General features: G+C 55.7%; 8 protein-coding genes. All 8 read right to left on the reverse strand.

All coding sequences use genetic code 11. From position 1 onward, the window contains the following. Nucleotides 1-80 precede the first annotated feature (80 nt). The 8 genes from I8J29_RS03060 to I8J29_RS03095 all read right to left on the reverse strand — a co-directional run bounded on the left by I8J29_RS03060 (nt 81) and on the right by I8J29_RS03095 (nt 12,068). The gene (locus tag I8J29_RS03060) at nt 81-1,379 is read right to left on the reverse strand and encodes a Gfo/Idh/MocA family protein (RefSeq protein ID WP_208846153.1); all 1,299 of its coding nucleotides are present in this window, start codon (nt 1,377-1,379) and stop codon (nt 81-83) included. After that, nucleotides 1,369-3,057: a DUF4091 domain-containing protein gene (locus tag I8J29_RS03065; RefSeq protein WP_208846155.1), complete on the reverse strand. Its 1,689-nt coding sequence runs from the start codon at nt 3,055-3,057 to the stop codon at nt 1,369-1,371. Before I8J29_RS03065 ends, I8J29_RS03060 begins: the two co-directional genes overlap by 11 nt. Before the next feature lie 140 nt (nt 3,058-3,197). Then, nucleotides 3,198-5,549, reverse strand: a complete 2,352-nt coding sequence (locus I8J29_RS03070) for a helix-turn-helix domain-containing protein (RefSeq protein ID WP_208846157.1) — start codon at nt 5,547-5,549, stop codon at nt 3,198-3,200. A 166-nt stretch (nt 5,550-5,715) separates the two neighbouring features. Then, nucleotides 5,716-6,702, reverse strand: a complete 987-nt coding sequence (locus I8J29_RS03075; RefSeq protein ID WP_208846159.1) for a hydroxyacid dehydrogenase — start codon at nt 6,700-6,702, stop codon at nt 5,716-5,718. Between the two features lie 131 nt (nt 6,703-6,833). Continuing rightward, nucleotides 6,834-8,411, reverse strand: a complete 1,578-nt coding sequence (locus tag I8J29_RS03080; RefSeq protein ID WP_208846161.1) for an ABC transporter substrate-binding protein — start codon at nt 8,409-8,411, stop codon at nt 6,834-6,836. Between the two features lie 123 nt (nt 8,412-8,534). Further along, nucleotides 8,535-9,437 (reverse strand): carbohydrate ABC transporter permease, encoded by a 903-nt coding sequence (locus I8J29_RS03085; RefSeq protein ID WP_338113017.1) that lies wholly within the window; start codon nt 9,435-9,437, stop codon nt 8,535-8,537. 15 nt (nt 9,438-9,452) lie between these two features. Next, complete coding sequence (locus tag I8J29_RS03090) at nt 9,453-10,370, reverse strand: ABC transporter permease (RefSeq protein WP_208846163.1); 918 nt, start codon at nt 10,368-10,370, stop codon at nt 9,453-9,455. A 279-nt stretch (nt 10,371-10,649) separates the two neighbouring features. Next, complete coding sequence (locus I8J29_RS03095) at nt 10,650-12,068, reverse strand: ABC transporter substrate-binding protein (RefSeq protein WP_208846164.1); 1,419 nt, start codon at nt 12,066-12,068, stop codon at nt 10,650-10,652. Nucleotides 12,069-12,391: the final 323 nt, after the last annotated feature.

A 12,391-nucleotide genomic window follows, 5' to 3' on the forward strand; every position in this document is an offset into this window, starting at 1 on the left:
GCTTCTCATTAATCAAAGAAACCCTCCGTCTTCCACAAGGCGGAGGGTTTGCTTTTTGTTTTTGGTTTCTTGCCTGCGTGCTATTTTATTCCTTCGCTCCAATCGAACGACAACGTCTGTCCGGCTGCCATGGACGCATCCGCCCTGAACCCGACGAGGTGTCCGACGATGGAATGTTCCAGGGACGTGGAGAATTGAGCGGACGCGTCTCCTCGCACCGCCCGCACGAAATCCTCCACGAGCCGGTGATCGCCGCCGCCATGCATGTCGCGGCTGACCGGAATATCGACGCGCTGCTCGCTGTATACGCCGCCTTCCCGCAGATCCGGGCGGCGCACCACGTAGAACCCTTCCTCGAGTTCCCCGTAGATCTCGCCCTTGCTTCCCGTAATATGCACGGTCCGGCAGGCTTTCGCCGTTCCGCCCACCAAATTATGAACCGCCGTGCTTCCGTTCTCGAATTCCATCATCACCGCCTGATGATCGGCGATATCGTTATCGCAACGCCAGACGCAGCGGCCGAACGGGTTATCGGTACGCAGGCTCTCCAGCTTCTCCTCGTCGCTGAGCCGGACGCCGTCCAGGTAACGCGGCCAGACGTATACGGGCCAGAGCGGATAGTCCACGTACAGCTTCTTCGCTGAGTATACGCAGCTTTCTTCAATTGCGCAGTCGGTCAGGCAGCGGGTTCCCGACCCATGAGGAGCCCGCGACTCGCGAAAATACGAGCGGCCGCCGCAGCTGCTCACGTTGATCGGCCGCACCTTCGCTTGAAACCAAGTGATGAGGTCGAGGTCATGACAGCATTTTTGCATGAGGAAGCTCGAGCCTCCCCGCTCCTTATTGGAGAACTTACCGCGCACGAACGCCGTGGCCATGTGGTGATAGTCTACGTTTTCTTCGGTTTGAATGTGGAGGATCTCTCCGATCGTGCCTGCCTCCAGCGCCCGCTTCAGCTCCACGTAGAACGGAGCATACCGCAGCACATGGCAAATCATGACCTTGCGGCCGTAAGCCCGTGCCGTGCGATACAGCGCCAGTACTTCCTCCTCCGCAATCCCGATCGGCTTCTCCAGCAGCACATCATAGCCTTTCCGGAGCAGCGGCAAGCTCGTCGACACGTGCTGCGCATCCAAGGTCCCGTTAATCGCCGCGTCCGCCAGCCGCGGCCGCGCGACTAGCTCCTCCACGCTTGCGAATCTCATATTCTCCGCCAACCCATAACGTTCGGCCGTATGCGCGCGCCGGTTCGCATCCGGGTCGACCACCCCGACCACGCGCATCTGATCGGGATGACGCAGGGCATAGCTCGCATAATTCATGCTGCGGCTGCCCGCGCCCACGATAATGACTTCGATTGGTTGATGCTCAGCGTTCATTGCTTTCTCCCCTTCCGTTCGACTCCGCTGCATCCTTTATCGCCCGATTGACCCGTTCCCGAAGCCCGAGCAGCCATTCGGCATCGTTCGGATAACGGCTGAAACTCAACGGCTCCGCAAGTCCTTCTTCGATTAATGCCAGCACGCGGTCTCTGCCAGCCAAGCTTTCCAGCAGCTGCAGCGCCCTAAGGTCCTGCAGCCCTTCATAGAACACTTCCAGGCGAATGGACTCAACCGGCCCTTCTTTCCCTGGATATACCAGAAAGGCGTCGCCGGACGGAAAACTTCGGCCGGCGTCCGTTACGCGGTACGGGTCAATGGCTTGCAGCGAATACTGCGTATTCCAGAAGTTGTAGCCCCAATGCAAGAACCCGGCGATTCGGAACTTGTACAGCTGGACGCCGATTACGCGATTACGGGCGGACGGCATGTTGAAGAACCGATTGGACACTTGCCGGTACTGCACGCAGCAGTAATACGTCCACAGCTCCGGCACCTGACGCTCGAGGAACGGTTCGATGTGATCGTTCGCCGGAATCGGCCGCTGCACGAGCCCCTGTTCATAGTACTCGTAATGGGTCAGCGCATCGAGGATCGGCATCCCGCTCAAGTGAGCCTGCATGAGCTCGCTTGCGCTTCGATACCAGGGCATATGTTCAAGCAGAGGCTCATCCGAGATGTGAAAATAGCACCGTCCCTCAAGTTCTTGTTCGCGCAGAAACGTTGTCAAAGCAGGCAGATACTGGCCCAGGAACGACGTATACGCCTCCCCGGCAGCATCCGTCTCCCAGCCGAAAATGCGGCGCAACTCTCCTTGCTCCTCCGCCATCACTTTCGGAGCGTGCTTCGCGCCCCATTGGGTAAACAAATGCGAGAACTCGAAATAGCGGATACCGACCCGATCGCACAGCTCGACCCATCGCAGCAGGCGGCTGAAGCCAAATGCATATATGCCGCCGGCGTCCTTCCGGACATCCACCAGCTGCACCGTCGGGCGTTCGCCGCCGACCCGGGTATCGAGCGGCGGCGTGAAATGCGGCGTGAGCACCATGTTCATGCCGTGCCGCACGGCGGTCTGCAGATACCGCTCCATCAGCTGCCAATGCGCATCGCTGAATACGGAGACGCCGTAGTAATTGGCCAAGCAGTCGGCATGAAACCACTCCGTGTGAATAAGCGTCTGGGGCGGCAGCACGGCGGGAATAACCTCTAGGCGAAAACACTCCTCGCCGAGCTTCTCCCCCGTCGCCGCTGCAAACCGCACCGTCACGTCATGCGTACCGGGCGGTGTCTCTTCGTTCAGCTCTACGCTTATCCAGATCGTTCTCCACTGATAATGGATCCCCGTCACACCCTGCTCTTCGTCGATCGGATACAGCGGATCGGGGTACAATCCCGGCGCGACCCGCAGCACGTTATCGTCATGGCGGCGCTGGCAGGGGAGTTCCGACGGCGCCAAGCCGACCTCCCGCAGCGTGATGCTCGCCCGCAAGCCGGAAGCGACGCTCACCCGGATCGGCTTGGTCAACGCGGGCGCCCGGTAGGCGACCTGAAAATCGAACGTCTCTCCGCGCAGGGCGGAGCCTCGCGCATAAGACGCCGCCTGAAGCTCCTCGTCCGGGAACACTTTGACCAAGGCATGCAGACAGCGCGTCTCGAATCGAAACTCGTCCTGCATCGGAATTCCCCCTCTGTTCAATTGGCTTAGGATCAGCGTAACCCCCGAATAAAGCTAAAAAAAGTGCGAGATTCGCACTTTCTTTCACCGCCTTGATGAACAATTTGAACTTTTATGCACGAGAGCGATTCGAAGGTCTGCTACAACGACAACGATCGCTTGATGCGGTAATCCTTCGGCGTCGTGCCGAAGCGCTTTTTGAACAGCTTGAAAAAGTAGCTCGGCGAGCTGAACCCGACCTTCTCGGAGATTTCGTTCACCGGCTGGTTATTATTCTCGAGCAGCATGACCGATTTCAGCAGCCGAATCTCGTTGATGTAATCCGCGACGGAGATGGTCTCCTGCCTCTTGAAAATGCGGCCGACATACGCGGAGGACATTCGGAGCATATCGGCGATCTCCTGCAGGCTCAGATTCGGGTCGGCGTAATTGGCCTGAATCACGTCTTTGATCGTATCGATGATAAAATGATCCTTCGTCTCCGTCCCGCGTTTTTGATCCTCGAAAATCGCAACGAGAATGGCGCCGAACTCCGCGAAAATTTCGTCAAGCGTTTCCTTCTCGAATACGAGGCGATCAATGGAGCGAAGGTCGATAAGCAGCGGCGATAGCTTGTTCTGGTTGATTTCGCGGACCGTCTGTTTAATCAGGATGCCGAGTTGAATGACCGATTGCACGACGGCGTCGGAGCTCATGCCCGCAATCAGCCGGCGCAGCTGCTCCAACTCTTGGAAGACGTTCTCCGGATGACTCGCTTTGATCGCCTCCGCGAATTTCCGTTCAAGCTCAAGCGGGATCTGCGACTCCATATTGGCGAGATTGCCCTGCACCATCTCCGGCGCAATCACGGAGCCGAGACCAAAATTCATTTTGTATAGATAGTAATCCAATGCTTGCTCGTAGCTGGCCGTGAGCTCGCGATAATGAAGCGCGACATCGCTCAGCGCAACCGTGAAGGAGACGTGGTAGTAATGGCCGATGACGTGCTGCGCCTGCTTCAGCAGCTTTGCGATCGCCGCATAGCTTTCCTCCGGGTTCGCGCCGGCTTCGAAGAACAGCACCAGATGCTCGCCGCGAATGTCGACGACGTCCCCGCGCAGCTCTTCGGAAATATACTCCCGGAGAATATTGGACGCGGCAAAATTCAATAGATTCACGTCCACGCCGCGCTTTTTCGCTTTCAGCTCTTCGTACCGATCGAATTTAAGGACCCCTACGATGCTCGCCTGCTCCAGATCGGCGTTCACGTATCCGCCCCGCACGCACTCGGCCCACTCCTCGGACGAGAAGGATCCGCTGTCGGTCACGAGCTTGCGCAGATAGTAAGAGCGCACGATCGCTTCGTTGCTCTCCTGCTTCGTCTGCTCGGTCATAAGCTTCTCGACCAGATGGTTATAGATATGCGAGATGTAACTGATCTCGTCCTGCTCGTTCGTGCGGTCCGGCTCGCCGCCGGGCAGCCGCTTCGTTTGCTTCAGCAGCCCGTTGATGGGGGAATACAGCCGATTCGCGACGATCCAGGAGGCCGCGATGGCGAGAACAAGACAGATGGCGGCGACCGTTGCGAAGATGATCTTCAGCTGATTGACCGCGGAGATGACGCCTACATAAGGCTCGACATCGACGATCACCCAGTGAACGGAGCTGTTCACGATGTAGTTGACGATTTGCTTCTCACCGCTGGCCATATACGTAAACTGGGATACCTGGCGGTGGGAGGATGCGATTTGCCGATACACCTCGTCCTTGAGGCCACCCAGGCCTTGATCGTTTTGAATGTCCGGACTGTACGTTTCTTTATTCTGATCCAGGACGAAGATCCGGTTGGATTGATTCGAGGACTGCCGGTTCATCAGCTCCAGCTTCTCGAACAGCCATTCCGGCTTGACATTGATGATCAGCGCGCTCTCTTTCTTCGTATAGGCATCCAGCGAGTCGTACATGATCAGGGTGAACACTTGCTGCGAACGCTCGGGATGCTTAAGGTCCGGAACGTAGCGAAGCGGCATCATCTGCATTTTGAAGATTTGTTTGCCGCCGCTCAGAAATTCGTCGATTTGATTCATCAGGTTGCTGCTCGAGCTCGTGATCGCGTCGTCGCCGCTCGAGAAAAACTGGTTGCGCTTGCTATTATAAAAAACAATGGAGTGGATAAAGGAGTTATACGCGATCGTCTTGGTGAGCTTGTTTATGCGGTCGGTATCTTCGAAGGTATCCTGCTCGCCGCTAAATAACAAGTGAGCCATATCGGTATCGTAGAACATGGAGATGGCGAAGTTTTTCACGGTGTCGTTCATATATGAAATGTTGTAGTTAATCTGGGCTAATACCTTCTCGTTGGCTTCTTGCTGCGAATCCAGGCTGATCTTCTTCGAATAAAAAAAAGCCGACAGCAAGGAGGCCAGCATAACGGAGATAATAAGCAAATTGATCGATAGTATGATACGCATGAAATATTTCCGTTCCCGATACTTGCGCAAGTAGTTGTTCATCGATGCATCCCCTCATCCACGACGTCCTATAGCGTTCGAATCGCTGGCAGCCCCTCCACGGGATTGGATCGCTTATACGTATTTCAACACGAAACGCCTACTTCCTTGTTGCGGCACGACACCCTCCGGATAACCGAAAGGCGTCGTGCAGCGCGGATGGTCGATCTCAAGCCAGCAAATGCATCTGCTCCGCCAACACTTCTCCGCTCAGGGGACGGCCGTCAAGATAAGCTCGCAGGTCGTTCACGATGGCCTTCGCGATACGGCCCATGCCATTATGGACAGCGCCGGCGATATGCGGGGTTAGAATCACGTTCGGCAGCCCGCGCAGCGGATGATTCTCATACGGCGGCTCCGGATCGGTGACGTCAAGACAGGCAAATAATCTGCCCTTCCTTAATTCGGTTTCGAGCGCCTGCTCGTCAATGACCGAGCCACGGGCGGTATTGATCAACACGCAATCGTCTTTCATCATCGACAGCCGCTCGGCGTTAAACATCCGGTACGTCTCCGGCAGAGACGGCAAGTGAATCGAGATGACGTCGCTTTCTCGCAGCAGGTCCTCCAGTTCCAGCTTCTGCGCCCCCATCTCGCAGGCTCGCTCCTCGCTCACGAACGGGTCGTAGAGCACGATCCTGACGTCGAACTGCCGAAGCAGTTTGATATAGTGGGAGCCTGCACGTCCTGCTCCAACGACCCCTACCGTCAGATTGAACACTTCGCGCACGCGAGAACCGTCGCCCCAGCCGCCTGCGGCCGTATCCCTGCTGAGCCGCCACATGTCCTTGAGCGAGACGATGGTAAAGCCGAGCGCAGTCTCCGCCACCCCTATGCCAAGCGCTTCGGCAGCGTTGGTTACCCGAATCCCGCGCTGCCACAGCGATTCCGTCACAATCGGCTTTACGGTTCCCGCCGCATGCAGGACGAGCTTCAAATCCGGCGCGTTCTCCAGCACCCGCTCGGTCAGCGGGCAGCAGCCCCAGGAGGTGATCGCTGCGTCGGCTCCTGCAATCAGCTCGCGCGCATGCTCCTCCGACGGATTGCCGTCTTCCTCGTTGAGCGTCAATTCGCCAAGTTCGCGAAGTCGCGTCAGATGCTCCCGGCCAAACACCCGCTTCCGTATGTCTCTTCCTTGCAGCATCGCAATCTTCACTTGAAGTCCTCCCCCATTCTCTTGTTCCGCAAGATCGACCCGCGGCATCTCTTCGAAGAATGCCTATGGAAACCCGGGCCTCTTCCGCTCGAGGGAGTTAGCCCAGGTTTCCATAAGTCTATTCGCCGATCCTATTTCTTGCCGTTCGCCTTCAGCCACTCGTCAAGCTGTTTCTGACGTTCGGCTACGATGACATCGGCGCCGGCTTTTTTCAGCTTCTCTTCGTAGATGGGCAGGTATTTCGCCGGATCGAGCGTACCTGTCGCGAGACCGGCATAATACTCGTCGTTGACCGCCTTGACGTTCGCGGTTTCGGTCTTGACCGGATCCGTATTGAAGACAAACCCGGTAAGCGGCGAAACCTCGCCTTCCGCGTTGACTTTCGCCGTCTGCTCCAGCTTGTCGGCCGGCGAGCCTTCCGGCAAATACTCGTTGATGATGCTGCCGAAGATCCAATCCGTGTTGGTGAAGTACCCGGCATCTTGATTGATTTTAATGAAATTGTCGGTCGTCTTCGCGTAATGCTTGCCTTCGATTCCGTACACGAGCGTGTTGTACAGTTCCTTGTCCGTGTTCACCAGCTCCAGGAACTTCATTGCTCTCTCCGGATTCTTGGAAGTCCGGCTGATCGCGTTCAAGGTGCTGGCCGAACCGCTAAAGACCGCCTTCGCCAGCGGTACGAGCACGACGTCATTGCCGCCGTCCGCCGCTTTGAACTCCACCTCGGAGCCCGGCTTGCCGGTAAAGTCGAACCAGACCGCCGTGGTGCCCTTGTTATACGCATCCGCCGCGTTTTTCAACGTAGCGGCATCCTTATTAATGTAGCCCTTCGTATACCAGGAGTGAACGAGCTTGAAGTTGTCTCTCAATTCGTTCGTCACGTCCGGAAGCACCTTGAAGGTCGCATCGTCCTTGTACACCGGCCCTTTCGGATCAATGTTGTACAGATAACCGGTATAGAAGCCGCGAGTGGTGCCGAACGGGACGATTCCCGGCTCGTTATCCTTGATCTGCTTCAGGAAAGGCTCGATGTCCTCCATCTTCTTAATGGCGTTGACGTCCAGATTATACTTATCCGCAAATCGCTTTTGAACGACCAGCCCTACCCGTGTAGCCGAGATCTGGTAGTTCGGCACCGCGTAGATTTTGCCGTCCATCTTCGCATCGTTCCAAAATTTCTCCTCCATCGTTTGGTACAGCTGCTGTCCCTCGTTCTTCAGCAAGTCGTCCAGCGGCTGGAACACGCCTTTCTTCTGATTCTGATCGAACTTAAACAGCCAGTTCGACGTCCAGATGATATCCGCCTCTTCGTTTGCGGCCACGATCGTGTTCATCTTTTGCTCGTACGTGCCGAAGTCGATCGGCATCAGCTTAATCGTCGCGTTGATCTTCGCTTGCGTAATCTTGTTGACGGCATCGTTCACCAGCTGCAGATCCGGGTTGGCCTTATTCTGCGGGTAGTACCACGTCAGCTCTACCGGGTCGAGCTCCTTATCGGGCGAGGCGGCATTGTCGGACGGTGTGTTGCTAGTCGCTGCCGTATTGTCGGAGGCGGTCGCTTGGTCGGACGCGGCCGCGTTATTGGAGGAAGAACCGTCGTTCCCCGAGTTGTTGCTGCCGCAGCCCGTTACGGCCAAGGCGATCGCTGAGCTGATCGCAAGAAGCGACATCCACTTAATAGGCGTTCTATTTCTGATGATCGTCGTCAAGGTAAAACCCTCCCTTAAAATGATGTTTGAGTTGGTCTGCAATTTATGGAAGCGGATACAAACGGCCGGATGCTTCCCCTGGATTCCCCTCCTTCCCGGCTTTGCCCCTCCGCGAATGGCAGCCTATCCTTTAATGGCGCCTATCGTGAGCCCCTTAACGAAGAACCGTTGAAAGAACGGGAACACCAACAGCATGGGTCCCGCCGATAGAACGGCAACCGCGAATTTTGCCGACGTCTTCGGAAAATCCCCCATGTCCACATTGAGCGAAACCATGGCCGTGGCGAATTCGGGACGCGACGTGATGAAGTCAAGCGTGTTCATGGTCCTTACGAGCAGCAATTGCAGCGGCACCAGCTGTTCATTGTTAATGAAGAGCAGCGCGTTGAACCATTCGTTCCAATAGTTAAAGAGAATGAACAGTCCCAGCGTAGCCAGCGCCGGCTTCGAGAGCGGAAGAATCATCTTCATGTAGATCAGCCACTCGCGCGCTCCCTCCACCTTCGCCGACTCGATGATCTCCGTCGGAATTTTGGACATGAACCCCTTCATGATTAGCACATAGAACGGACTTAGCAATCCTGGGATGATAAGTGCCCATATCGAATTTTTTAACTGCAGAATCTGAGTCACGAGAATGTAGAAAGGTACAAGACCGCCGTTAAACAGCATCGTGAAGAACACGTAGAACGAGGTCGCCCGCTGCAGCCCGTAATCCTTCCTCGACAGCACGTACCCCATCGTGGAGGTCAGAATCAGACTGATGCAGGTGCCGATGACGGCGACGAGGATCGTCACGCCGTAGGCGCGAAGGATGGTGTCCGGCGTTTTCAGAAAGTAATGATAAGCCCGGACGCTGAACTGATCCGGAATGAGGCGAAAGCCGTTATGCAGGATCGACTGTTCGTCGGAAAACGAGATGATGATGACGAGCGCGAACGGAACGAGCATCACGATCGTGATCAGGATAAATACGGCATGGATGATCAACTGACTCCATACCGCCTTGGTCGACTTGGTTGCCACGGCTTGTTTTCCTCCTTAGAACAGCGAATTGTCCTCATTGAATCGTCTTACGGTGAAATTCGCGACGACGACCAGAACGAAGCCGACGAACGACTGGTACAACCCGACGGCGGAAGCCATGCTGACGTCGGCAATTTCGCTAAGCGCCCGATAGATGTACGTATCGATAATATCCGTCGTCGCGAACGTCATCCCGTTGTTGTTCGGGATAAAATAGTGCAGACCGAAGTCGCCCCGGAACATGTTGCCGATACTGAGAATTAGCAGAATGATAATCAGCGGCGTCAGCTGGGGAATCGTAATGTTCGTCACCATCTGCATCCGCTTCGCGCCGTCTATCCGGGCTGCTTCGTACAGCTCGCCGTCAATGCCGAGAATGCCGGCGTAGTACACCATCGCCGAGAAGCCGATCGCTTTCCACAAGTGCACGATATTCAGAATGTAAGGCCAGTACTTCGCTTCGAAATACCATTGGATCTTTTCCATTCCGGCCGAAGCCAGCCAGCTGTTGATGAAGCCGTTGTCGTGGTCGAGGAACGCCAGCGTGATGTAGCTCATGACCACCCACGACAGGAAAAAGGGCAAAATCAACGCGGTCTGATACACCTTGAGCCACTTTTTCGCGATTTCATTGAGCAGGATGGCTACGGCGAGCGCCGCGATCGTGGTCAGCGCCATGTAGCCCAGGTTATACAGCACGGTATTGCGGGTGATACGGAGTGCCGTCTCCGTTTTGAATAGAAACTCGAAGTTTTTGAAGCCGATCCATTCGCTGCCCAGAATTCCCTTGTCGTACCTATAATTCTTAAAAGCGACCATGACCCCGAACATCGGGATGTACGACATGATAAAAATATAGATCACTGCGGGGAGCGAGAGGGTAAACAGTTCGATGTTCCTGCCGAAAAACCGGATTGCCTTCTTGCGCTTCATGCGATGTCTTCCTCCTTGCCTGCGACGATTGGATTGGCCTGCTTGCCTGAGATCAAGATAGCTAAAATTCCATCTTTAAAACAGTGTAAAAACTGTACTTTTATCGCCGCGTTGAGTAGACGATCTGCATTTTTCTAACCGCAAGTTGCCCGGGCTGCGGAATGCCGCGAGGATCCGAGCTTGGAGACAGACGGCGGAAACGACTAAAATGGCCGAGAACCGCACGGTGTGGTTTGCACCGTCGTTCTCGGCCTTTTAGCCCTGTCTATCGATCGGGGTTCATTTCTTTCCCTTCGCCTTCAGCCATTCGTCCAGCTGCCTCTGTTTCTCCGCCCTTATCCTTTCGCTTCCGGCCCTATTCAACTTTTCTTTGTAGATCGGCAAATACTTCTCCGGATCGACCGTTCCGGTGGCGAGCGCCGCGTAATACTCGTCGTTAACCGCTTTCACGTTGGCGAGCTCCGCCTTTAGATCGTCGGTTCGGAACACGAAGTCGTAGTATGGGGATACCTCCGCCTCATTGTTGATGCGTTCGGTCTGTTCGATCTTGTCCGCCGGCGCCCCCTCCGGCAAATATTCGTTGCGAATATTACCGAATACCCAATCCGTGTTCGTGAAATACCCGGAATCCGGAATCAGCTTGATGTAGTTGCCGGCCGCTCGCGTATAATGCTTGCCTTCGATCCCGTACACGAGCGTATTATAGAGCTGCTTATCGGTGTTCACCAGCTCAAGCAATTGCATCGCCTTGTCCGGATGCTTCGACGTCCGGCTGATCGCGTTCATCGAGCTGGCCGCGCCGGTAAACGACGGCTTCGCCAGCGGAACGAGCACGACGTCGAATCCGCCGTCACCGGCCTTGAACTCCGCTTCGGAGCCCGGTTTTCCCGTAAAATCGAACCAAACGGCCGTGTTGCCCTTATTGTAGACATCCGACACGTTATTCAGCGTCGCGGCGTTTTGATTAATATACCCTTTGTCGTACCAGGCGTGGACCAAAGCGAAGTTCTGCCTCATCTCCGGCGTGACATCGGGAAGAACGCGGTTGGTCGAATCGTTGCGATACACGGACGCGCGCCAATCAATGCCGTAGATATGGGACGTATAGAAGCCCCTTGTCGTGCCGAAAGGAACGATGCCCGGCTCTCCTTCCTTCAGCTGCTTTAAGAAAGGCTCGATATCGTCAATCTTACGGATCGTGCCGAGATCAAGCTTATATTTATCGACGAACCGCTTCTGAATGATCAAGCTCGGACGCGTAGCGGCAATTTGGTAGTTCGGCACGGCAAGCTGCTTGCCGTCCAGCCGGCCGTCGTTCCAGAATCGCGGAGACATCGACGCCTTCAGCTTCCGTCCGTCGCGTTCAAGCAGCTCGTCCAGCGGCTGGAACACGCCCTTCCGGGCATTGGCGTCCCAGGGGAACAACCAGTTCGACGTCCAGATGATATCCATCGGATCGCTTGCCGCCACGAGCGTATTCAACTTCTGCTCGTAGTTCTCAAAGTCTACGGGCTGCAATTTGACCTTCGCATGAATCTGGTCCGCGATCAGCCTATTGACCTCGTCGTTCACCAGCTGCAAGTCGGCGTTCGCCTTGTTCTGCGGGTAATACCAAATTAACTCGTCCAGACCCGTGCCGCCGTCGCCGTCCGCCTGCTGCGACTTCGCGCAACCGGTCGCGAAGAGCAGCAGGAACATGGCTGCGCCTACAATAGCAATCCGCCTAAAACGATGTCCGGGTACCCTGCCCCGGAATTGCCTGACGTGTATCTTGTTTAAGGCCATTCTCCCCTCTCCCACCGGCACTCCGACCTCCGCTGCATTTCCTCTCTTCGATTATAACTTGATCTCCTCCGAGTGGACATAACACGTTCGGCCGATCCGATTTTTGGAGCAAGAGGTACATCGTGTTGGCGCTGCTGTTATTCCCGCGAGCGGAACATTCAAGGATTAAAGACTGGCTTCTTTCCGGCGTCTTCCGGATTTGTTGAGGGGCCAAGCGGAAGTAACGGTGTGTTGCC

Source organism: Paenibacillus artemisiicola (assembly GCF_017652985.1).
Taxonomy (GTDB): Bacteria; Bacillota; Bacilli; order Paenibacillales; family Paenibacillaceae; genus Paenibacillus_Z; species Paenibacillus_Z artemisiicola.

What these genes read in the sequence shown, in the direction of transcription:
- I8J29_RS03060 (WP_208846153.1), bottom strand. Translation starts at nt 1,379, where the DNA reads ATGAACGCTGAGCATCAACCAATCGAAGTCATTATCGTGGGCGCGGGC.
- I8J29_RS03065 (WP_208846155.1), bottom strand. Translation starts at nt 3,057, where the DNA reads ATGCAGGACGAGTTTCGATTCGAGACGCGCTGTCTGCATGCCTTGGTC.
- I8J29_RS03070 (WP_208846157.1), bottom strand. Translation starts at nt 5,549, where the DNA reads ATGAACAACTACTTGCGCAAGTATCGGGAACGGAAATATTTCATGCGT.
- I8J29_RS03090 (WP_208846163.1), bottom strand. Translation starts at nt 10,370, where the DNA reads ATGAAGCGCAAGAAGGCAATCCGGTTTTTCGGCAGGAACATCGAACTG.
- I8J29_RS03095 (WP_208846164.1), bottom strand. Translation starts at nt 12,068, where the DNA reads ATGTTCCTGCTGCTCTTCGCGACCGGTTGCGCGAAGTCGCAGCAGGCG.